This window comes from Paenibacillus macerans (genome assembly GCF_900454495.1).
Taxonomy (GTDB): domain Bacteria; phylum Bacillota; class Bacilli; order Paenibacillales; family Paenibacillaceae; genus Fontibacillus; species Fontibacillus macerans.
Map to the genome: position 1 here is coordinate 2,330,789 of NZ_UGSI01000001.1, position 22,481 is coordinate 2,353,269.

The window sequence follows — 22,481 nt, forward strand, 5'->3', positions numbered from 1 at the left end:
CCGAACTCACAACAGCATTTGCGCCAACAGGAACAGATTCAGGCCGACGACCAGGGCGGAGATCAGCCATCCCAATATGCTGGTGAAACGCCGGTTGACCAGACCGCCCATAATGTCCCGGTTTGAAGTAAACATAATAAGCGGAATCAGGGCAAAAGCGATGCCGAACGAGAGAACGACCTGGCTCAACACAAGCGCGTTGGTAGGATTAATCCCCGAAATAATGATCGCCAGCGGCGGTACGATGGTAATGGCCCGGCGGAGATACAGATTGATCCGCTTGTTGATGAATCCCTGCATCACCACGTCCCCGGCCATCGTGCCCACCGAAGAGCTGGACAGGCCGGCGATCAGCAGGCCAAGCCCGAAGGAAATGGCGGTAACCGGTCCGGACAAGCGCGCGAACTCGCGAAAAGCCACGTCCAGGTCCTCGACCACCAGTCCATTTTTGAAAAACAGCCCCGCGGAGACGATAACCATCGCCATATTAACCGCTCCGGCGATAATCATCGCCAGCACGATATCTATGAACTCCAGCTTGAAAATCTTCTTCTTCTCCGCTTCGTTGCGGCCGACGATCCGGTTTTGCGTCAGCGAAGAATGCAAATAAATCGCATGAGGCATTACGGTGGCGCCCAGGATGCCCGCGGCCAGGAGCACGCTGTCCACGCCCTCGAAGCGGGGAGTGACGATGCCCGCGGCGACCGCGCCGAGATCCGGTTTGGCGGCGACCACCTGGAAAGCGAACGCCAATACGACGATCATCACCATGCCGGCGATCCCGGCTTCCAGCGTCCGGTAGCCCCGGCGCTGCAGTTCCAGTATCGCGAACGAACCGATCGCGGTAATGATGGCGGCCGGCAGCATCGGGATGCCGAACAGCAGGTAAAGCCCCAGCGCCGCTCCGATAAATTCGGCCAAATCGGTGGCGATGATGACCAGTTCGCTTTGAATCCACAAAAAGATCGAAACGCCTTTGGGGAACCGGGCATGCGCGACCTCGGGCAAATTTTTGCCGGTGGCGATGCCCAGCTTGGCGGACAACGTCTGGATCAGCACCGCCATCAGGTTGGAAGCGGCGATCACCCATAACAGAAGATATCCGTATTTGGAACCCGCGGTAATATTGGTCGCAAAATTCCCGGGATCAAGATAGGCCACTGCGGCGATAAACGCCGGGCCCAGAAAGGGCAGCAGACGCTTCAGCCCCTTAACCTTCCCGTCCAGTGCGGCATGCGCGGATGCATTAGTCTTTTTCGCTCTATGGTCCATTTTAGCCGGTTGTTGCTGTACAACACCTTGCTCTATCATGTCAATCCCTCCTTAAATGCACATGGGATTTGCCTCTATACATTAAAGTTTCCTCAGTGCAACTTTCTGATTAGAGTATAGTCCTCTTTTTGAAAAATGTAAATACACATTCATGAAATAAAAAAAGCCGGCGGACTGTTTCCTAGTCCACACCGGCTTTTTTAGCCAAATGACATATCAATCGCAGGGCGCTATTTTAATGTTCGAAATCCGCCTGCCGCCCCGCAGTACCGGCGGTCCGCCCCGAAACGGGCCTTAGCGCCAAGAAAAAGCAGATAATCAGGACGATTGCGGCGGAGACGTACGGATAATTGATATTGATATCGAACAAGTAACCGGCGACCAGCGGACCCGCGATATTGCCGAGGCTGGTATACGCCGAGTTAAGACCGGCGACATATCCCTGCTGATCCTCGGCCATTTTGGATAATTGCGTGCCGACCGCCGGCCGCACAATATCGATGGACAAAAACACCAGGAACGTCACCAGGAAAATCAGCCAATATTTGTGGACAAACAGGGTCAGCAAGATGCACAGCCCGCACGTTATCAAGCTGACGGCGATCACCCGCTTCTCCCCGAACCGGTTGAGAATCGCACTGAACACGGTCGCTTGCACGACAGCGCCGGAGATGGAGCCGAACGTGATGATCAGGGCGATATCCCGCGGCGTGAAGCCGAATTTATGATCAACGAACAAGCCGAACACTGTTTCGTAATTGGATACGCCGAACGATAGCACGAAAACGATAATCAGGCTGATAAAATAGGGCTGCCGGTACGAACGAAGCAGTTGCACGAGCAGACTCTCCCGCTTCGGCTGCGGCAAATTTTCCGCCGTTTCCCGCCGCTGCTTGGCGATGTTAAGCGATTCGGGCAGCAAAATAGTCGTAACCACGGCGGCGATAAGCCCGGCAACGGCAGCGGCATAAAAGGGCACGCGGATCCCGAACTCGGCGATAAAGCCGCCGATCCCCGGGCCGATAATAAAGCCCGTCGTAATGGCCGCGTTGATCAGTCCCAACCCTTTGGCTCTTTCTTCGCCCGTCGTGACATCCGCCGCATAGGCCATAACGGCCGGCATAATGAGCGCCGCCCCGAGGCCTCCCAGCATTCGCGCCGCAAACAGCAGCACCGGGGAGCTGACCGCCCCGAAGAGCCATTCCGACACGGCGAAAACAAGCATCCCGGCGATGATGATTTTTTTGCGGCCAAGCGAGTCGGACAACCGGCCGGCAAACGGCGAGAACACCAGCTGAGTCAGCGAAAACGCGGCAACCAGCATCCCAACGATGCTGCCGCTGATATGAAGCTCGTTCATGTAAGTCGGCATGATCGGAACGACGAGCCCGATTCCCGTAAAAACCAGGAAAATGTTGATCATCAGCAGCAGAATCGCCCCGTTATTTCGAATCAACAAAGACATACAGTTTTCCTCCAATGATGAATGATAATGCAGGTTTATCTTTTCAATATACTGAACGTTCGGTCTGTATTCCGACAAAAAAACTTAAGTTTATCTCGGGGTTATGCCGCGAAGAAACACGGTCACCGCATCATGATACAACCGTTGCACATCCGCGAATTTAACGACCCGGGTCATCTCGCTTAATCCTGCCAAAAGACTTTCCAGAACAACGCTGAGGGTTTCCGTGTCGCCAGGCGCAAATTCACCGGCAGCGATGCCCTGCTGAAGCAGTTGCTTATTGAAAGCAAAATGGCTTGCGAAAATCTCCGCCATTTTGGTTTTTACATCTTCAGCCAAATCTTCGCTGTTCATAAATTCATCGATCGCTTTCGAAATCGGGTGGTTCAACTCGTCTAGCGCCAGTTGGTCGGCCATCCCGTACAGTTTATCCATCGCCGTAGGATACAAATGCTCCTTCTCTCCCCAGCGCTGCTCCCATTCCTCGTCCCATTCCTTTATTATATGCAGGAATAGGCCTTCCTTACTCTTAAAATGGTAATAGATATTCCCTTTGCTGCTGCCGGAGGCCTCCACGATATCCTCAATGGAAGTCGCCTTGTACCCTTTATTAAAAATGAGCGTTTTGGCCGCGTCGGCAATCCGCTTTTTGGTTTCAAGGGTCTGCTGCAGCTTTTTGTTCATCAGGAACACCCCCTTCTATACTGAACGTTCGTTCTATATCTTAGCAAAAGCAGGCCTGAAATTCAAACATCGCCGGAGGCTCTTTAGGCTTCACTTTTGCCGCTCTGCTTGCCGTTCGCCTTCCCTCATCTCTGCTGGAAAAACGGAAAGGGCCGGGATTCCCCAGCCCCTTCCCATTATTAAACCGCTAGCCCAGCTCAATTTCGATGCGTTGAACCTGGCCGCTGCGGACCGCTTCAGCCAGCGGACCGGCAAGGACCGGACCGTCGACCACAGTCCGGGTCCCGCCCTGTTCTAGCACGGTCAGCCGCCGGATTTCCGCGCGATCGGCTCCGTACGTATTCTTCTTCTGCGGATTGACGTACGTTACGTCCGTCGTGCCGAGGAACCGGAACGAGAGCTCGCCCCGCTCATCGAACAGCCAGCCCGGCAGCTGCGGATTAAACGCCAGGACAAGTTCGTTTCCGTTCATGCGGAAGACGCGTTTTCCGGCCATCATCGCCGTCCACATGCTGAGGAATTCGGCGGTAGAGCCGCTGAGCCGTGCGACATAGCCGCGGCCGTGGGTCTGCGGGTCCGGGTTGACGCTCGTCGCGATAAACGACGAATTTTCCAGCGTGCTGCGCCCGTAGACGGCCGGATCGAGAAACGGAATCAACGACGTGCGCAGCTCGGCGAAAAACTGCTCCGTCAGGCCGCTTTTGAGCAGCGCCAGCAGGTATTTGTAGCTCATGTGCAAAAATACCGACTCCCGCTCCAGCCAGCCCGGCGTAAAGGCGCGAATCCGCCCGATCTCATGGGATTCGCCGTCAAGGCTGACCGAGGTTTTGTACATGCCCAGCCGTTCGTCGAACAAATCGCTTGCGCGGATTTTTTCATAGGCCTGCTTGGCTTCGTTTACGTCCTCCACCGTTTTCAGCCAGCGGGCCGGGCCCTCTAGAAAATGCGGCAAAGCCCGGACCGCGAACTTGTTCACGCGCGCCTTCGGCAGGCCGTAGCCGCTGATGACCGGCTCGCCCTGCCCGTTCAGCACCGGCTCGTACTCCGCGGCTTCAAAAGCAAAATACGTCGGCGTCAGCCCGCCGCCAAGCCGAATGGCCTCGCGGATGCCGCGCTCGATTTTCCCGAGCATCGACCGCAGCGTTCCGCCAAGACCGCCCAGCCGCACCTTGCGCTCGCTGCCCGCAATGCCAAAGCGGATCGCCTCCCGGTAGCGCTCGCGGGCCGCGGCGACCCGGTCCCAGTAATCGAACTGGGCCAGCGTCCCGTTCAGATGCTCCGCCAGCAGCCGCTCCACCTCTTCAAGCAGGTCCGCGATCTCCTCAGGCACGGCGATTTCGCGATCCGCCGCCCCCTCCTCCGCGCACGCCGCTTCGATAAACCGCAACAGCCGTTTCAGCTCGAACGTTTCGCTCATCCCCGAGCCGAACAAGCCCGGCAGGCCGTTCATCGCGTCGTTCCAGCCCGGCTTGTTGGCTTCCATCTCCACGCCCATCCCGAACGGATCAAGCGTGGCGAACTTAATCAGCCCAAGCGACAACAGCTTCACGAACAAGTTGGTGCGGTAAATTTCACCGGTTCCATGGCCAGTTCTCAGCCAGTTCGTGTCTTTTAAGGTCAGCCCGAACTTTTCCATCTTCTCCTCGTCATGCACCAGCGCGCCGTACTGGCGAACGCCGCCCGCGGCGATGACATATTTCTCGCTTCGCGGCAGCACGCGGGCCGGGCTGTCGAAGAAGGCGTACTCTTGCTCCTCAAACAGCAGCCACTCCTTGCGGTCCGGAAAAATATCCAGATAGCTGTCGACCAAATCCATATTGTACGTCCAGTGATCCGACCAGTATCCTTCTCCAAAGGAAGCTTCGATATGCTGATCGGCCAAGGTTAAAATTCCGCTAAGAAATTCGTTTTCAGTCACGTTTAAAGCAATGCCGCGCCCGTTCACGAACGAGCTCAGCTTGCCCGGCGTAAATTTGCCCAGGCACAACTCAGCCAACTCCTCCCGGCTGCCGGTTGCGGCCGTGTCCAGGTAGGCGGTCAGCGCGTCCTTGTTAGCGGCCGGAACCCGGAAGCTGGTGCCTTCCACGCCGAGCGGGTTGTAACCGTCCGCTTGAATCAGGCTGAAAAACATACGGATATTAAACGTCCCGACGCGCGGATTGAAATAGATGTCGCTGCGGCGGTTCTGGTTGGCGTCGCGGAAGTTGCCGTTTCCCTGCGAATAATATTCCGGGGCGATCGAGAAAAAGTTGTAATCCCGCTCCAGATCCCCGTGTTTTCGGGAATACAGATGAATCACGAAGCCTTCCCGGCCGTTTTCGAAAATAAACGGATACCCGCCGCGCAGGAAATTGTCCAGATAGCTTTGCCGGCAGTAAGCGTCGAATAGCGGCAAGGCGGTTTTGGTGGCGATATCCGCGGTCAGGCTCTCCGTAAGCGCGCCGGCTTCGCCGTATTTTTGCGCGAAGTAGGCCGGGCTGGCGATCGCGGGAGCCTTGGCGTTCAGCCGCTCGACGCTGTCGATATGCCCGATCAGCGTATAAACGCAGCGGCTTTCCCCCGGAGCAAGCTCGGCGGATAGGGCCGAAAACGCGCACGGCACCTTGTTCGTGCAGTACTGCGGCTGCGCGGTCAGCGCCGCGAGCGGCTCCGCCGCAAAGCGGTCGGGGTGGGCGAGCGACGTGTTGCCGCCAAAGATGAGCTCGAAGTCGGCAATCGCCGGCAGCTTCCCGCCGTCATCGCCAAAGGACAAATAGAAATGGCCGCTTTGCACCTCGCTGACCTCCGCCTCGTCATGCGTGCTGGAGCGGACGCGGTAATAAGGGATGCCCCGGTCCAGGTTGCCGACCTCCATCCAGCTGCGCAGCAGATTGCCGATCTCCTTGTAGCCCGCGTTCTCCACGCCGTACGGCAGAATCTCCGGCATCCCGTCCAGCAGTTCCAGTTTCAGCGGCGAGCCGGAAATGTTGGTAATTTCAACCTTCCGTGCCAACGCGGCATAATCGTCGTTCGGAATGTGAAAATAAGTCACTTTGAATTTAAGCCCCTGTGCTTCATGCGTTTCCTCGATCACAAGCTCGTTGGGCAGAATCCGCATGCGCCGTTTGGCTGCCGTATCGGGGAAGGCGCTTTGGAACGGCTCGTAAACTCCCTGTTTTCCCTCGATTTTGACAAAGGTCCGAAAGCCCTTCATCGCCACCGACTGGTAGGTAATACTCGCCGGGGAAAATTCCATAATCGGGCTGTTTTTGTCCCGGATGCCGAAGCTGCACACCGCCTGGCCGCGGTTGACGTAAAACGTCCACATCGGAATCCCCTTGAGACCGGCCAGGCCGGGCAGAAAGCTGGAAAACGGCTTGGCCTGATCAAACTGTTCGATCACAAACGCATTTTGCTCAAAAGTATATTTAGTCATATGGCATATCCCTCCGTTTTGGCCGATTTAACCTTTGATGATGTAAGTGGCGATCGAGTGCGCCGGCAAAGTTTCCGTGACGTTTTCCCCGCCCAGCTCCAGGACGAAGGACTGCGCCGTATCAATTTCGTTCTGCACGACTATGGAGATGCCGCCGTCCGGATTGCGAAACGCGGTGCCAAGGAGACCCGGAGCTCCCGTTGTTTCCAAGCCGATCCGCACGCTCCCGGGCGAATATACTTGCTGAAATGGCCGATGTTTGCCTTGAATATTCACCAAACCTTTGCAATACAAGGACCGAAACCGGTTTCGATTTTTCCGAAAAAAAATGGGGCTGGCTTTAAAGCGCACGGCAGGAATCGCGAACGACCAGCTCCACCGGAACACAATCGCTTTGGATAACGGCCCCGCCTTCTATGGTATAGATTAACATGTCGGCGGCCCTGCTGCCAAGCAAATATGTGTTTTGCCTTACCGTGGTCAAGGCGGGTGTTAAGTATTTCGCCATTTGGATGTCGTCGAAGCCGACGATAGAAATATGCTCCGGTACGCTAAGGCCATGCTCCTTGATCGCGATCATGGCGCCTACGGCCAAATTGTCGCCGGCGGCAAACACCGCGGTTGGCAGTTCCTCGGCCTGAAGCAGCTGCTCCATCGCTTTTTTGCCGCTTTCGACCGTAAAATCGCAGCTCCCCTGCACGACATGCCCGGGATGAACCGGCAGCCCTAGCCGTTCCATCGCCTGCAGATAACCCGCAAGCCGCTGCTTTCCGGCAAACGTCGGCCCGCCGCCGATATGCGCGATCCTCCGGTGCCCCAGCGAATGCAAATATTCCACCGCCATCCGGGTTCCCTCCGCATTATCGGAGCAGATCGTGCTTTTTCGTGCGCTTTCCTGATCCAGCAGAAGGCACGGCAAGCTCGAATCCAACAGCTCCTGGTAATAGGGGTCGGCCGCGTCCGGCAAAATCACGACAACCCCGTCGATGCCGCGAATTTTGCAATGCTCCAGGTATCCGCTTTTTTTGCCGCCAATGTCCTTGGAAATAAACATCAAATCGTAACCCCTTAAGGCCGCCACTTGCTTAAAACTCTCGATCACCCCGCCAAAATACGGATGCAGAACGCCCGCTCCGGAAGGTTCGATAAACAGCATGCCGATCGTCCAGGAGCGTTTGGTCGTCAGGGAGCGCGCATGCGCATTAGGCACATAGCCAAGCTGCTCGGCCGTATCCAGAATTTTACGGCGCGTCTTCTCGCTGACATCGGAATAGCCGTTGAACGCCTTCGATACGGTCGTAGGCGACAACCCGGTTTTCCGGGCAATATCATATATCGTGATCATGGCTTCGCCCCTCCTTGTCGAAATGCTTGCAAGACTCATGGAAATTGTAGCCGTCCTGGCCCCGGAAAGTCAACCTTGGATCATGTCGTAACTTTACGAAAGGAGCCGATCATAATGGTCCCGAGTGACGACAAAACCGCAGCTTCTCACGCCGATGAAGGCCGATGAACAACCGGTTCGCAGATATAACGGTAATTTATGGCGCTATTATTGTAGTTTTACCTCTCGCCCAAAAAATAGAGGAACTTTTAGTTCCTATTTGGGAACCAGACTTGGAAAAAGCGTCTCTTTCCCCTCAGCTGCCAATAATAGCGGTAAAAAATTCCTTTATTTTGGTAGTACCCCTTACTTTTGGAGATAATAGCGCCCTTTTTTTCCGTTTTTCCACGGCTTTGGGAAGCCTTGTCCAGCTGTGGCCTCCGCAACTTAACCGGGTCAGGTCAACCCCTCTTCTCAAAAAACAGGCCGGCAAGTGGGCCTTTTTCTCCCATGCCGGCCTGCCTCTATATGACTGCAACCATTGGTTGTGGAGTAAAAAGTGGATCGGCTGCTGTCCATACTTCATTTTCAGGCATCTCAAGCATCAACTTCTTGCCCCATGCTCCACTTTTCACGTATCACTCTATATGCTTCATGCTGATTATCCCTTACCTTATGTCTCTTAAGGCTCAAGCCCCCATTGCAGCGCCCCGCCAACGTATCCGGTAATTTTGAGTGTTTCGGCATAAGACGTGGCATCGGGGTTAAAGGAATAGTCGTCGCTTTGGCTGTAGTTGCTCCAATCTTCCTTGGAGATGCGAATATGCAGGTCGATGGTCTGGCCCGGAGCAAGCGTTCCGGCCGCTTCCGTAAAACCGATCTCCGCATAATAGTCGGCCCCATTAGCGGCTTCCGGCAATTTGACAAAGCTTCCGGTTACATTGCCGCTGCCGACTTGCGTCCAATCGCAGAACAAGTTTTGCCCCTTTTCCCCGTCAACCGTGTAATAATAACGCAAAGTAACGTCTTTCAGCGCGAGCTCCTCCGTCCCGGTATTGGTTAGTCTGATGCGCGGATTCAGCGTGTTGGCCGTGGACTGCAGCGTTCCGTTGACCGCTTCAATCCGCAGGCTGCCGTTTGGCGCCTTGGTCGAATCCACGATCGCAATGTTCAGCAGGGCATCGGCACCGGCGCTAAAGCGGAAAGTCAGCTTTAATGTTCCTGTCGGCTGCGCCGCCAAAAAGTCTTGCAGAATCGTCACCTTCGAATCGGAGACGGTGTAGTCTACGCCTTCCTTCAACTGAGTCGTCCCGTTATAAATGCCGCTAAACGTCTTGTCGTTGAGCGTCAGCGCCACAGAGATATCGGCCTGGTTGCCTTGCTTAAGGTCGAAAGTGGCAGAGGTTGGCGAAATCGTAGCATTTTGTCCCGGTTCTTGCGGCTCCCCGGGCTCTTCCGGTTCCTGCGGCGTCACCGTCGTATCGCCATAGACGATGCCGTATCCGTTGGTTCCGATGTATACCCGCCCGAAAATGCGCGGATCGCCGGTAATGGCCGAATTGGTGGTGCCATATTGATGCTGGTCGTCGTTAATGCGCACCCAGCTCTCGCCGCCGTCATCAGACCGGAAAAAGCCGCGCTCTCCGCCGATTTTCCCGCTCGTATACAGCGCCATGACGTTACGTCCCGGGGCGGGCTTACCAAACCCGATAACGCTCGCTTCTTCCACGCTCGTTAACTTTGTGAAAGTAGCGCCGGCATCGCTGGAATGCCAGAGACCCGAGTTGCCGTCAAATGCTCTGCCGCCGGCCACCCAAACGTCCCCTTCCCGTCCAGGCATCGCTTTCAGATCGAGATCGCCGGATGCCGGAAGTCCTGTGGCGCTTGTTTTCGTAAAGCTGGCGCCGCCGTCACGGCTGACGTATAGGCTCCCTCCGGACAAAGCGTAAAATAGATTGGAATTGACGCGGTCGGAGGCGACAAGCGCTCCGGCAGGCACGCCGCTGCTGGCGGTCCAGGAATTGCCGCCCTTCGAATAGTGTACGCCGACGTCGGAGGTGCTCCAGACGAGGCTCTCTCCGCGAGCGGCCAGGGCAATCGTGCCTCCGCCGGAAGTGCCGGACGGCTCGCCGCCGGTGTACCAATTCCCGCCGCCGTCGCGGGAGAAGCCGATCGCTTTATCGTTTGGTTTTTCCGACCGGTTTACCGTGGCGACGCGGACGATGAAGCCCGGGTCGAGTTCGGCGTAATCCATATCCACGGTCCCGGCCGGATTCGTAAACATTTTTGCCGGCGCTTGGGTAAGGTCGTCATGCCGGAAGCCGGTCACATCAAGGTTTCCGCTGAGCAGATGAGCGCCCGATGGCGGACTGATCAGGGCGGTGACCGAGGTTTCTTCGATTCCCTCGGCCTTCACTTCCAGGTCGATTTTGCCGCCTTTATCCCATTCCGTTAAATTGTCGGTCCCGTAAATGGTCGCCCCGGTTCCGTACATCATGCGGTCGGAATTAAACGGATCGATCTCCAGATCGCCGATCATCCAGCCGAGTTTCGGGGTGATTTCCGGAGGAATCGGATAGTTCCCGAAGTCAAGCCAAGGAGCGGCGGAAATATCATGGTTGTAACGCAAGGTGCGGCTCGGATAGCCGTTCCAGTCCCAAATGCGGCTCCAGGTCGCTCCGCCGTCAGTGCTGCGGAAAATAATCGCGTCCGGCCACCAGGAATTGAGCGTAGCTACCATGACGGTACCCGGATTCTGCGCGTCGACGGCGAGACCGCCGTATCCGTAATAGTTATCGTCGCTGCTGCTCGGCACCGGGCTGATATTGGTCCATTCGCCGGTGGACGTATTCAGCTTCCATACCTCGCCCTTGGTGCCGTCGTACGGTCCTGCGCCGTTGCTATAGGTAATATACAAGAAGCCATCGGACGATAGGACGCCGTGATGCGGTAAATACCCGCTCGGCTGCCCCGGAACCGCCTCCCAGGTCTCGCCTCCGTCCGTGGAGCGGTACACGCTTTCATTCTTATCCGCTACCCCGACGTAAATCGTCTGCGTCGCTTGTCCGTGCGAGCCCGTTGCAGGATCAAAAGTGATCCAGGCCAATCCGGTGATATCGCTTTGATATTCGTTGTCGGGATTTTCCACATAAGTGCCGGGATTCGGGAACTGGCTTACTTTGCTCCAGGTTTCCCCGTAGTCGGTGCTCTTCCATAAACCGTTTCCGCTGCGGGCGCCAAAATAAAGAACGTTGTTCTGGTTCGGATCAATGACCAGCCGTTCTCCCAACGACCGGCCCGGCATATTGCCGCCGACCTTGAACGGCAGCTCCGTCTCCTCCCACGTTTCGCCGCGGTCGGTGGAGCGCAGGATGCGCCCGTTATGGGGATCCCAGCTGTTCGTATACGTCCCGACCGCCAAATAGAGCCGATCCGGGTCGACCGGGTCCGTGGCGAGCGCGTCGACGCCGCTCTTGCTCCAATCATCCATGCCAACCCAGCCCAGGAGCTGCTTCCAAGTCCCGGTGCCTTGTTCCCAGCGATAAGCGCCCCCGATGTCCGTCCGGGCATAGATGAGGTTGGGTTCGCTGGCGTTAAACACGATCCCCGGAATAAAGCCGCCTCCGCCTCCGGTCATAACGTTTTTCCACACGTAAGGTTCGCTGGCTGCAGGCTCACCTGCAGCCGCCAGCGCCGGGGACGTAAATCCCGAATAAGAGGTTCCGGCGATCATAAACGCAACCGCCAGCACGGACAGTTTTTTTAAGCGATGTTTACTCTTTCCCATAAAATATCCCTCCCAAGTGAGTTATTTTGCCGTCTCTCGTAGTCTCGTTAATATTCGGCAGACAGCAAGCACGCAATCTTTGTTTTTCGACATCCCTCCTTTGGCGAATACCGTCGGGTTTTGTCATACCCGATCCGATAGAGTCTAGTATTGTTTAAATCTTCCAATCATAGATTACCTTATTATGTAATATAATTCAATGTTATATATTACTTTGAAATCATTTCTATTTTTAAGAATTTCCTGGTTTACTCTATTCCAACAGAATGTTATGTAATCTAAAAAAGCTTGCTCTGCGCCACAACACTCGGCGCACAGAGCAAGCCAATAAAGACGACGATTATTTTACTTTTACGGTCATTTCCAAATCCTTGATATAGTTTTTGATGGTTTCACCGTTGCTGTCCTCTTTTGCTGTCCCGTTTGGCTCGAGTTCGTACTGGTAAGCTTTGACCGTGATCGACTTGGCGTTTTTACTCAAGGCATCGGTCACAAAATCGTAATATATAACGCCATTATTGTCATTATCGTCACTTCCGTGACCGAAGATCTTTTTAAGTTCTTTGCCTTGATCGTCCACAAGCTCATAATTGATAGGAGAAGGCTTACCCTTTTCCAGCCCTTTTATGATCAGTTGAATTCGGGAGGAGCTGGAAGTCAGATTAAGTTTGCCCAGCGAGACGTTTAGTTTTCCGGATTTTTTGGTCAGATTAGGTTTCAAGGCCTTTCCCTTGGTTTTCTGCAACGTCATATCCAGTGTATACGGCTTGTCCACGCCTTCCAGGGTCACTTTGGCGGTAAGCTTGAACTTGTCCGGAAACGCTTTAAGATTGCCGCCAATCCAGGATGGATCGGCCATTCTAATGTCAAACATGTCCTTTGTGGAACCCTTTCCCTGAGTGATCTGCGTTTTTTGGGCCATAGACTTTCCGCCGCCGTACTCGTGGGCGGGTTTACCATCAATAAAGAGATCGAGGTCTTTAATTGCACCTTTCTCATAAATATCTTCCCCCGTCTTTTCATCATATTTTCCAGTTATTTCGCCAGTAAGCCCTTCGCCGCTCCGCTTCAGGGTAATGCCGACATAGTTGCCGTCATAGATTGCTTGGGAAATCTCCAGCGTGATGCCTTGCTGAGTTACACTTGGAGCTTTGGCCTTGGCCGCACTTAGTGTCCCGCCGCTTTTCGCTGTTGAATTCGCTGCCGCCATAGGTCCGGCCGCTTCGGCAGCCCCCCAGGCCGTACCGAACAACAGTGCGCCGGCCAGCGCCGCAGAAGACATTACCTTGTATGTATTTTTCATTGAAATCCCTCCATTAAATTTTTCCTTTCCTTATATGAGCACGCTATTGGATTAGATGGATAAGTACACCGAAACGTTATATTTTGAGCGTAAAAAATTAAAAGCCTGCAGCGACTAGCTGCAGGCTCGCCCACTGCCGGATTTGACTTTTACTTAATATTAACCGTCATTTCCAGGTCCTTGATATAGTTTTTAATCAATTTGCCGTTGCTGTCCGTTTTAAATATACCGGGAGAATTTGGATCGTTTGGATCATCGGGTACGAAACCGGGCTCGAAAGCTTTGATTGTAATCGACTTGGCGTCTTTCCCCGAAGCACTGAACACAAAGTCATTATACGTATCGCCATTTTTGTTATTCTCGTCACTTCCATGACCTGAAATCATCGCCATCTCGTTCCCTTGATCATCCACAGCTTCATACATGATATGCGAAGACTTGTTTTTGTCCAACCCTTTCTCAATCAACTGAACTCGGGTAGAGGTCGATGTCACATTAAGTTTACTTAAGGTAACGCTATAATCCCCGCGTTTTTTCGTTAGATTCGGTTTCAAAGCCTTTCCCTTGGTTTTTTGCAACGTCATAGTAAGCGTATACGGTTTGTCCACACCCTCCAAAGTCACTTTGGCGGTAAGCTTGAACTTGTCCGGAAACGCTTTGAGGCTGCCGCCAAGCCAGGATGGATCGACCATTGAAATTTTCATCGTGTCCGGTGTAGCGCCCGGCCCCCGTACGATGCTTGGTCTTTGGGACATAGACTTTCCACCACCATACTGGTAGGCGGATTTACCGTTGATAAAGAGATCGAGGTCTTTAATTGCGCCTTTCTCATAAATATAATCCTCGGTCTTTTCATCATATTTTCCAGTTATGCTGCCGGTAAGCCCTTTGCCGCTCCGCTTTAGGGTAATGCCGACATAGTTGCCGTCATAGATTGCTTGGGAAACCTCCAGCGTGATGCCTTGCTGAGTTACGCTTGGAGCTTTGCCCTTGGCCGCACTCAGCGTCCCGCCGCTTTTCGCCGCTGAAGTCGCTGCCGCCGTCGGCCCGGCCGCTTCCGCAGCCCCCCAGGCCGTACCGAGCAACAGCGCGCCGGCCAGCGCCGCGGAAGACATCACCTTATATGCTTTTTTCATTCGAAAAACCCCTCCATGAGATTTGATTTTCGAGAAATCCCTCTTCATTGAGTTCTCTATTGGATTAGATGGATAAGTACACTAAAACGTTATATTTTGAGCGTGAAAAATTTAAAAACCTGCAGCGATTTGCTGCAGGCCCGTCCGCTAACCGGGATTTGTTTTTACTTAATATTAACTGTCATTTCCAGCTCTTTGATATAGTTCTTAATGAGTTCACCGTTGCTGTCCGTTTTAAAGATGCCGGGAGATGACGGATCATTCGGATTATCGGGTACAAAATCGGGCTCGAAAGCTCTGATTGTAATCGACTTGGCGTCTTTCTCCGGGGGACTGAACACATAGTCATTATACTTATCGCCATTTTTGTTATTCTCGTCGGTTCCGGAACCGGACTTTAGGTCCAGCAGGTTACCTTGATCATCTACAACTTCATACAAGATGTGCGAATGCTCGCCTTTTTTCAGCCCTTTCTCGATCAACTGAAAGCGAGTGGAGGTCGATGTCACATTAAGTTTGCTTAAGGTGACGCTGTAATCCCCATGTTTTTTCGTCAAATTCGGCTTTAGGGCTTGCAGATTGTCCGCGTTTTTTTGCAGTGAAAAATCAAAAGTATACGGCTTATCCACGCCTTCCAGGGTGATCTTCGCGGTTAACTTGAACTTGTCCGGGAAAGTTGGGGAAACCATATCGTCGCTGCCGAGCCAAGAAGGATCGATCAGTTGAACTTCCACCGTATCCGGTGCGGAAGGCGGTCCCCAGCCGAGATTTGGTCTTTTGCCTAGGCCTCCCCCGCCGAACTCGTAGATGGATTTGCCGTCGATAAACATTTCAATGTTTTTAATCGCGCCTTTGGGCCGCTCGTATTCCTCGGTCGCTTCATTAAACTTCCCATCGGTGATGCCGCCGGTATACCCTGTGCCGCTCCGCTGCAGCGTAAGGCTGACATAGTTGCCGTCATACAGCGCTTTGCTGACGGTCAGCGTAATGCCGTTCTGGGTAACGCTGTCGGCTTTGGCCGCGGAAGCTTGCGCCGCGCTGCTCACTGCCGGCGCTTTGGCCTTTGCCGAACCGGCTGCTTCCACTGTTCCCCAAGCCGTTCCACCGACCAGCATCCCCATTAAAGCTGCGGTTGTCATTACTTTATATATATTTTTCATCTCCTGCACCCTCCATATTTCCTTGTTTAATTCTGAAAATCATATAACTTTTCCAAACCCGTCCGGTTTACCGGAACGGTAATCTCCAGTTCCTTCACGTAGTTTCTAACGACTTCTCCGTTGCTGTCGACTTTATATTGCCCCGATTCTCCCGGCTTGGTCGACGGGTCAATATATTCAGGCTGAAACGACTTGAGCGTAACCGTATCCGGAACCTCCTGCAGCCGGTCAAACAGCATTTCATACCGCGCGTGCATCTGTCCGTTATCGTAGTAGATCCCCACGCCACCTACCAATCCCAGATTCCTGCCTTGATCGTCACACAGATCGAACAGTAAATTATTTCTAAGTGGTCTACTTGCTTTATCTTCTACATTGATGTCGAAAACCACCTTCGTCGTAATCGGCGTATATTGGATTTGCTGAAGCGTAAGCGTAATCCCGTTCCACTCTCTCGTTTCTCCAAAGGTTTCAACGAGACGACTCGTGTTTTTGCGAACGGGCAGTTCGAAAACGAACGGCTCCTCAACGCCTTCCAGCCAAAATTTGGCCGTCAGCACAAAACGATCGGGAAGAATCTGTGACGAATCGCCCGTTTCCGAAATGACCGACAACTCGTACAGCGCCGCATTGGGATCGGCTGTCGGCCCTCCTTTTGAACTAAATTTATGATTTTTAGAATTATAAGTTGGTTGGCCATCGATCAGCATCTCCCAATCGCGTACAGCCCCTCTTGGGTAAATCGCATCCCTCTCCCGGCCTTCACCTACGAACTTATGGTCCAGAATTCCCCCGGTAAACCCTTCCCCTTCGCGCTTGACCGCCAAAGTTAGGCGAATGCCATCATAAACAACCTGGGGGATACGAAGGGTAATTCCATCATGGGTGACGCTTGCGTCCGTTTCCTCGGCCAGTCCGTGCTCCTCTGCCGTCTGCAGCCCCAGATCGCCGGCCAATTTGAAGATGCCGCCAAGGATAGGGACATTTTTGAGCGATTCGGCCAGCGCCGGCGACACCATGGCACTGCCCAGCCCGATCGTCAAAACGGCGATTGCTGCGGCGGCGGCCACTCCCACTTTAAAGGTCCTGGAGAATCGGGATTTCCGGCCGCTTCGGGTCTGCATCGGAAGATCGGCCAAGGAAGCGTAAACCTCATCCTGGCGGCGGCGAATGATATCGGGAACCTCCCTGACCTCAGTCAACCGTTCCTTGCCGATGTCGCGAAGCGTTTTTTCAAGATCACGCTTTTTCATAAGCCAACTCCTCCCTTCCCATTCGCTTAACCTTGTCGGCCAATATTCCTCTGGCCCTATGCAGGCGCCCCCGGACAGCTCCCTCCGAAATTTCCAGCACGCTCGCGACCTCTTTGATCGGCAAATCCTGATAATAAAAAAGATGGATAACGATTCTTAAAGTTTCGTCCAGGTTTTCCACCGCCTCGCGGAGATCCTGCTTGCGGTTCTCTTCATACTCCCCGGTAAACCGCGCCGCTCCCGCCGGTTCCGGCAGCTCCGCCATCACGACGGTTCTACTGCGCATGCGCAGCAATTGATTGCATTCATTGATTAAAATCCGAATTACCCAGGTTTTAAAATATTTCGGCTGCCGCAATGTCGACAATGATTTATACGCTTTAAGCGTTGTTTCCTGAAATGCGTCCGCACAATCTTCGTCACGTCTCACAATGGACTTCGCCAAGCCGTACAGTTCGGGTTCCAGCCTCCGGAAGAGCCGGATAAACGCCTCACGATCCCCCCGCTGCGCGCGCTTGACTTCCAGTACCATATCTTGTTGCACGAATTTCAACTCCTTTTGAGGGCCCTCTGCAAGATTAGATGGGTCAGCCTCTGAAAATGTTATATCTACTTCAAAAAAAGTTCAACGTTCGTTTAGACCCTAGCCCCAATTAGAGTGATTACAATCACCCGGCCGCGGCCGATCCGGCGGTATTCTTCTGTATATCCGTTAAATTCTCCCAAAGGAGGTTATTTTGAAATGAACCAAACAGCTTCGAATCCGGACATTTCGCAGCCGTCCATGTTTTGTTTTCAATGCCAGGAGTCGGCCGGCGGGACCGGCTGCACGATCAAGGGCGTCTGCGGCAAACCGCATGACGTGGCCAACCTGCAGGATTTGCTCATCTATGTGCTGAAAGGCATTTCCTTTTTCTCCGTGGGGACCGAGCTCCCCGAAGCTTTAGACCGGCGTGCATCGGTCTTTATTATGGATTCACTGTTCGCCACGATTACGAACGCCAACTTTGACCGCAACGTGTTCGTCGCCAAAATCCGCGAAGCGCTTGCTCTGCGCGACGAAGTAAGACGCCACTGGGAGGAACAGCGTATAGGCGCTGCGGCGGAGCTTCCCGACGCGGCGGTTTGGCAGGCGGACGACGAAGCGTCGTTTGACGCCAAAGCCAAGAGTGTCGGCGTGCTCGCCACGGCCGATCCGGACATCCGCTCCTTGCGCGAGCTGCTCACCTACGGTCTTAAAGGGATGGCCGCCTATACGTATCACGCCCTTCAGTTGGACCATTCGAACCCGCAAATCGACTTGTTTATGCGCCGGGCGCTGGCCGCCACTTTGGACGACTCCTTAACGGCGGATCATCTCGTCGGTTTGGTGATGGAGGCGGGCAAATATGGCGTTGAGGCCATGTCCCTGCTTGATGAGGCCAATACCGGCACCTACGGCCACCCCGAAGTGACCAAAGTGAATATCGGCGTGCGGAACCGGCCGGGGATTCTGATCAGCGGCCACGATTTGAAAGACCTGGAGGAACTGCTGCGGCAAACCGAAGGCACCGGAGTGGATGTGTACACCCACAGTGAAATGCTGCCGGCTCATTACTATCCGGCCTTTAAGAAATACGATCATTTCGTCGGCAACTACGGCAATGCCTGGTGGCTGCAAACGACGGAATTCGCCGCGTTCAACGGCCCGATTCTGATGACCACCAACTGTATCGTGCCGCCGAAGGCAAGCTACAAGGACCGCATGTATACGACCGGAAACACCGGATTTCCCGGCGTGCGGCATATCCCGGAAGGCCCGGAAGGCCAGCCGAAGGATTTTTCGGAAATCATCGCGCACGCCAAACGCTGCGAACCTCCGACCGAACTGGAGAGCGGCGAAATTGTCGGCGGTTTTGCCCACCACACCGTGACCGGCATCGCCGATCAAGTGGTGGAAGCCGTCAAAACCGGCGCGATCAAAAGATTTTTCGTGATGGCCGGCTGCGACGGACGGATGAAATCGCGCTCTTATTACACGGACTTTGCCCGGGAGCTTCCCCGCGATACGGTCATCCTGACTGCAGGCTGCGCCAAATATAAATACAACAAGCTCGACCTGGGCGATATCGGCGGGATTCCCCGCGTACTGGACGCCGGGCAATGCAACGACTCCTATTCGCTGGCCGTCATCGCCCTGAAATTAAAGGAAATTTTCGGCCTGGAAGATATCAACGACCTGCCGATTTCCTACAACATCGCCTGGTATGAGCAGAAGGCGGTTATCGTGCTGCTGGCCCTGCTGTACCTCGGGGTCAAAAACATCCACCTGGGGCCGACGCTGCCCGCGTTCCTGTCGCCGAACGTCGCCAAAGTATTAATCGAAAAATTCGGCATCGGCGGCATCACGACCGTGGAAGAGGACATGAAGATGTTCCTTGGAGCGTAAAGTATTACGAGAAAGACCTGACCGGCGGTCAGGTCTTTTGTTTATGCAACTTGAGGCGCAACTCCCGCAAAGCGCAAAAGTGCAGGCGATTTTCGTCGAAACGGGAAATCCCTCGAAATAGGCTCGTCAAATGCAAATGCCGAATGTGCAGTTCATTTCCGGTCAAAAGATACTTTTTTGCCGAATAGCTCCAAGTCAGATGTATTTTTGCATTTCATCACTCCAAAATGGCATCTGCCAGGGAAATCAAATGCACTTTTGCAGTTGATCCCGTGTGGCGGCCGGTTTAGGATACATCATCCTGATAGAACGCGAACCCGGGAGCTTATGCCTCCCGCCGCCCGCGTTTTGGGGCTGAACTTTTTGATGGCGCATCCGCACTTAACCTCGTCCCTGCTCTGACCGTTTAACGGTTCCAAAGCTTGATCCGTGGTTTATCCCAAACTAATGACCTTATCCGCCCACTCCCGGTAAAACCGCTCCTCATGGGACACGAGGATGACGCTGCCTTGAAATTGGCGCAAAGCGTCCTGTAAAGCCGCTTTCGTTTCCGCATCCAGATGGTTCGTCGGTTCGTCCAGGATCAGAAAATTGCAAGGCGAAAGCACCATGCCGCACAATTTGACTTTGGATTGCTCGCCGCCGCTTAAAGTGCTGATTTCCTGGGTAACCAGCTCGTCCTTCAAGCCGCATTGCGCCAGGTAACGGCGGATTTCCTTCGTCCCGAGGCCCGGAAACCGCTCCGAAATGATTTGCAGCGGGGTAAGCGCGCCGTTTGCCCATTTCAAATCCTGTTCGAAATACCCGACTTTGGCCTGCTCCGAAAACCGGAACCGCCCGGAAACCGCGGCAATCCGCCCAACCAGCGTATTCAGCAGCGTCGATTTGCCGATCCCGTTGAACCCGGTAATCACGAGCTTTTGTCCCCCCATTACGGAAAAATGGATTTTCGGCAACAGCGGAGCGCCATACCCGACCTCAAGATCGCTGACTTTGAGCGAGGTTTGCGCGGACAGCGGCAGCTCGCGGAAACGGATCGATGGCTTATGGGTAAACGCGGGCGGAGCCAGCTTTTCCATCCGTTCGAGCTGCTTCCTGCGCCCCTGGGCAATTTTGGAGTTGACGCCGGCGATATTCCGGCGGATATACTCCTCCGTTTTTTCGATCTTTTTCTGCTGAGCATGATACCGGCGCACGTAATCCTCCCGCAGATGCTCCTTTTGCCGCAGGAAGTCGGAGTATTTGCCGTAATATTTTTTGATCGTTCCGAACTCGATGTCACAGATACAGGTCGTCACTTTCTCCAAAAACTCGAAGTCATGGGACACAACGATAAAGGCGCCGGCAAAATCCGCCAGATAACCTGCGAGCCACGCGACATGCTCCTTATCCAGAAAATTCGTCGGTTCATCCAGCAGCAAAACGTCCGGTTCTTCAATTAAAAGTTTGGCCAATATTACCTTCGCCCGCTGTCCACCGCTTAGCTCCCCGATTTGGCGCTGTAAGCCGATAGCGTCGAGGCCAAGTCCTGAAGCGACCTTTAGAATCTGGCTGTCGATCAAGTAAAAATCCCGGGCCTCCAGCTTCTCCTGATATTCCGCAGCCTGGAGCAAAGCGGCGGTATCGCCGCTAGCCCCACATTCCTCGTACAACCGGTTCATGCGGCGCTCCATCTCGAACAAATCGGCATACGCCGTTTTCAGATATTCGGCAATCGTATCGTTTCCGTCGATTTCGGCATATTGGTCCAAGTGTCCAATCTGAATCTGCGACTGCCACTTGACGCTGCCTTGATCCGGCATGATTTCGCCCAGCAAGACGCGGATCAGCGTGCTTTTTCCGGCCCCGTTTTGGCCGACGATCCCCATGTGTTCGCCTTTAAATAATTCAAAGGAAGCATTGTCGTACAACTTTTTGTCTCCAAAACTATGCGATAGGTTTTCAACTTGAAGTAAGCTCATTTTTTATCCTCTTTTCTTGGCTCTGACCAGCACATTTTTACGCTAACGGTTGCCATTGCGCTTATTAGGCCGAAAAGATGGGGGGCCTTTTCTAATGGTTGTCGGCACGCTTATTGGTGCAAAACAGCCCCTTTTCCCAAGAAAAACCGGGAAATAAGCTACCTGGCAACCGCTACATTTCGAAACTCCCCATTTTGGCTCAATTAGCCGCGCTCACAACCGTTAGATTTTTCGCACCGTATAGCGAAATAAAAAAAAGCAGAGAGCGGCGTCCTTCGGACGCCGGCCCTCTGCTTGATGATTAAGGCGCAAGTTAGCCGAACGGTAAAAACGTACGGCGAACTCGCGGCCAAATACAAAGGGCCATCGACAAGCATTGTCGACGGCCCTTACGCTCAATCGGCTAATGGTCACACTTAAAGAAGCATAGTAAACCTACGCTTTTTAATAAAGACCATTCAGCCGATGAATATAGGAAGCTTTACGCTCCCCATTAAGCTCCGCACAACGCTTCATCGTGTTCATTTGTACGGAGCGGCGTGTTCTGACGAGTTTTACCAGCTTGATATACAACATTTCAAGCACCTTCCTTATAGAGAACGTTCAAAAAGTCATCCGACTTTTTGAGCACGCATTTATACAGATGAAATATTAACATATGCCGGAGCACCGATGCAAACTTATGCCGGATTTTCCGTTTGAAAATATTCAGCCTAGAGAATAACTCTATTTTCGATAATATTTTTCGTACCTATATGCGATTTCGAAGGCCCAAACTTCATAATCGCATCCTGAAATTCGGCCAACTCTTTGACAGATGGAACCTGAAGCTTGATCAGGTAATTATACTCCCCGCTAATCCGCACCAAATCCGACACTTCGGGCGCCTGTTCGCAAAACGCTTCAAGCTGTCGGCACAGCTCCGTTTTCAGCAGAATAAAAGCGTTCGTTCCCCGTTCCATTTCCCGCAAGTTAAGCGTTATCGTATATCCGGAAATCACGTAGTTTTCTTCCAGTTTGACGATCCTTTCTTTAACGGAAGGCTGCGACATAGACACTTCTTTGCTGATTTGCGAGATCGGCGTCCGGGAATTGCGTTGCAGGATCCGCAAAATTTTTTTATCGACATCATCGATGGGTTTCATCGTCAAGTACCTCCTGGAGCTTATTGCGAAATTAAAGAAATCGGTGTGAAAAAACTTATATTTTGAAAATATAATACAAAAAACACTTACAATTTGCATGTTTTAATACGGCTAAGCCTTCGTATAATCAACTCATAACAATAAGGAG

16 protein-coding genes are annotated in these 22,481 nt (G+C 53.4%); 2 read left to right on the forward strand and 14 right to left on the reverse strand.

Annotated elements, in window-relative coordinates; genetic code table 11:
- Window positions 1-6 precede the first annotated feature (6 nt).
- From DYE26_RS10430 to DYE26_RS10455, 6 genes are all read right to left on the reverse strand, one after another.
- Entirely contained in the window at window positions 7-1,272 is a 1,266-nt protein-coding gene (locus DYE26_RS10430) for an Nramp family divalent metal transporter (protein ID WP_036628385.1), read from the reverse strand.
- Window positions 1,273-1,507: 235 nt separating this feature from the next.
- Complete coding sequence (locus tag DYE26_RS10435; RefSeq protein ID WP_036623984.1) at window positions 1,508-2,737, reverse strand: MFS transporter; 1,230 nt, start codon at window positions 2,735-2,737, stop codon at window positions 1,508-1,510.
- Between the two features lie 90 nt (window positions 2,738-2,827).
- On the reverse strand, window positions 2,828-3,421 hold the full coding sequence (locus DYE26_RS10440) for a TetR/AcrR family transcriptional regulator (protein ID WP_036623985.1): 594 nt from the start codon (window positions 3,419-3,421) through the stop codon (window positions 2,828-2,830).
- A gap of 187 nt (window positions 3,422-3,608) precedes the next feature.
- Window positions 3,609-6,836 (reverse strand): hypothetical protein, encoded by a 3,228-nt coding sequence (locus DYE26_RS10445; RefSeq protein ID WP_036623986.1) that lies wholly within the window; start codon window positions 6,834-6,836, stop codon window positions 3,609-3,611.
- A 27-nt stretch (window positions 6,837-6,863) separates the two neighbouring features.
- On the reverse strand, window positions 6,864-7,046 hold the full coding sequence (locus DYE26_RS10450; RefSeq protein WP_155620184.1) for a glycoside hydrolase family 30 beta sandwich domain-containing protein: 183 nt from the start codon (window positions 7,044-7,046) through the stop codon (window positions 6,864-6,866).
- A 130-nt stretch (window positions 7,047-7,176) separates the two neighbouring features.
- Window positions 7,177-8,220, reverse strand: coding sequence for a LacI family DNA-binding transcriptional regulator (locus tag DYE26_RS10455; protein ID WP_255310095.1), 1,044 nt, complete (start codon window positions 8,218-8,220; stop codon window positions 7,177-7,179).
- Between the two features lie 125 nt (window positions 8,221-8,345).
- Between DYE26_RS10455 and DYE26_RS10460 the strand changes: the two genes are divergently transcribed.
- Window positions 8,346-8,846, forward strand: coding sequence for a hypothetical protein (locus DYE26_RS10460; protein ID WP_036623989.1), 501 nt, complete (start codon window positions 8,346-8,348; stop codon window positions 8,844-8,846).
- Here the strand turns inward: DYE26_RS10460 and DYE26_RS10465 are convergent.
- From DYE26_RS10465 to DYE26_RS10490, 6 genes are all read right to left on the reverse strand, one after another.
- Window positions 8,843-11,947 carry a X2-like carbohydrate binding domain-containing protein gene (locus DYE26_RS10465; protein WP_036623990.1) on the reverse strand — a complete coding sequence of 1,035 codons (3,105 nt, stop codon included), beginning with the start codon at window positions 11,945-11,947 and terminating at the stop codon, window positions 8,843-8,845. The two genes, DYE26_RS10460 and DYE26_RS10465, sit on opposite strands and share 4 nt — an antisense overlap.
- Before the next feature lie 340 nt (window positions 11,948-12,287).
- Window positions 12,288-13,250 (reverse strand): DUF5643 domain-containing protein, encoded by a 963-nt coding sequence (locus tag DYE26_RS10470; protein ID WP_036623991.1) that lies wholly within the window; start codon window positions 13,248-13,250, stop codon window positions 12,288-12,290.
- A gap of 149 nt (window positions 13,251-13,399) precedes the next feature.
- On the reverse strand, window positions 13,400-14,386 hold the full coding sequence (locus DYE26_RS10475; protein ID WP_036623992.1) for a DUF5643 domain-containing protein: 987 nt from the start codon (window positions 14,384-14,386) through the stop codon (window positions 13,400-13,402).
- 164 nt (window positions 14,387-14,550) lie between these two features.
- Window positions 14,551-15,546 carry a DUF5643 domain-containing protein gene (locus tag DYE26_RS10480; protein ID WP_036623993.1) on the reverse strand — a complete coding sequence of 332 codons (996 nt, stop codon included), beginning with the start codon at window positions 15,544-15,546 and terminating at the stop codon, window positions 14,551-14,553.
- A 26-nt stretch (window positions 15,547-15,572) separates the two neighbouring features.
- On the reverse strand, window positions 15,573-16,799 hold the full coding sequence (locus tag DYE26_RS10485) for a DUF4179 domain-containing protein (RefSeq protein WP_036623994.1): 1,227 nt from the start codon (window positions 16,797-16,799) through the stop codon (window positions 15,573-15,575).
- Window positions 16,786-17,343, reverse strand: a complete 558-nt coding sequence (locus DYE26_RS10490) for a sigma-70 family RNA polymerase sigma factor (RefSeq protein ID WP_371860998.1) — start codon at window positions 17,341-17,343, stop codon at window positions 16,786-16,788. The genes DYE26_RS10485 and DYE26_RS10490 overlap by 14 nt, the downstream gene beginning before the upstream one ends.
- A gap of 198 nt (window positions 17,344-17,541) precedes the next feature.
- Here DYE26_RS10490 and hcp point away from each other — a divergent pair, with 198 nt between their 5' ends.
- A complete protein-coding gene (gene hcp / locus DYE26_RS10495; protein ID WP_082207839.1) occupies window positions 17,542-19,227 on the forward strand; it encodes a hydroxylamine reductase in 1,686 nt (561 codons plus the stop codon).
- 434 nt (window positions 19,228-19,661) lie between these two features.
- Here the strand turns inward: hcp and DYE26_RS10500 are convergent, their stop codons facing one another.
- Together DYE26_RS10500 and DYE26_RS10505 are read right to left on the reverse strand one after the other, a co-directional pair.
- The gene (locus tag DYE26_RS10500) at window positions 19,662-21,188 is read right to left on the reverse strand and encodes an ABC-F family ATP-binding cassette domain-containing protein (protein WP_036623995.1); all 1,527 of its coding nucleotides are present in this window, start codon (window positions 21,186-21,188) and stop codon (window positions 19,662-19,664) included.
- A 713-nt stretch (window positions 21,189-21,901) separates the two neighbouring features.
- Window positions 21,902-22,333, reverse strand: coding sequence for an Lrp/AsnC family transcriptional regulator (locus DYE26_RS10505; RefSeq protein ID WP_036623996.1), 432 nt, complete (start codon window positions 22,331-22,333; stop codon window positions 21,902-21,904).
- Window positions 22,334-22,481 lie beyond the last annotated feature (148 nt).

Coding starts and splice junctions, on each gene's coding strand:
- DYE26_RS10470 (WP_036623991.1), bottom strand. CDS start 13,250: ATGAAAAATACATACAAGGTAATGTCTTCTGCGGCGCTGGCCGGCGCA.
- DYE26_RS10445 (WP_036623986.1), bottom strand. CDS start 6,836: ATGACTAAATATACTTTTGAGCAAAATGCGTTTGTGATCGAACAGTTT.
- DYE26_RS10485 (WP_036623994.1), bottom strand. CDS start 16,799: ATGAAAAAGCGTGATCTTGAAAAAACGCTTCGCGACATCGGCAAGGAA.
- DYE26_RS10500 (WP_036623995.1), bottom strand. CDS start 21,188: ATGAGCTTACTTCAAGTTGAAAACCTATCGCATAGTTTTGGAGACAAA.
- DYE26_RS10480 (WP_036623993.1), bottom strand. CDS start 15,546: ATGAAAAATATATATAAAGTAATGACAACCGCAGCTTTAATGGGGATG.
- DYE26_RS10435 (WP_036623984.1), bottom strand. CDS start 2,737: ATGTCTTTGTTGATTCGAAATAACGGGGCGATTCTGCTGCTGATGATC.
- DYE26_RS10440 (WP_036623985.1), bottom strand. CDS start 3,421: ATGAACAAAAAGCTGCAGCAGACCCTTGAAACCAAAAAGCGGATTGCC.
- hcp (WP_082207839.1), top strand. CDS start 17,542: ATGAACCAAACAGCTTCGAATCCGGACATTTCGCAGCCGTCCATGTTT.
- DYE26_RS10475 (WP_036623992.1), bottom strand. CDS start 14,386: ATGAAAAAAGCATATAAGGTGATGTCTTCCGCGGCGCTGGCCGGCGCG.
- DYE26_RS10505 (WP_036623996.1), bottom strand. CDS start 22,333: ATGAAACCCATCGATGATGTCGATAAAAAAATTTTGCGGATCCTGCAA.
- DYE26_RS10460 (WP_036623989.1), top strand. CDS start 8,346: ATGAACAACCGGTTCGCAGATATAACGGTAATTTATGGCGCTATTATT.
- DYE26_RS10455 (WP_255310095.1), bottom strand. CDS start 8,220: ATGAGTCTTGCAAGCATTTCGACAAGGAGGGGCGAAGCCATGATCACG.
- DYE26_RS10430 (WP_036628385.1), bottom strand. CDS start 1,272: ATGGACCATAGAGCGAAAAAGACTAATGCATCCGCGCATGCCGCACTG.
- DYE26_RS10465 (WP_036623990.1), bottom strand. CDS start 11,947: ATGGGAAAGAGTAAACATCGCTTAAAAAAACTGTCCGTGCTGGCGGTT.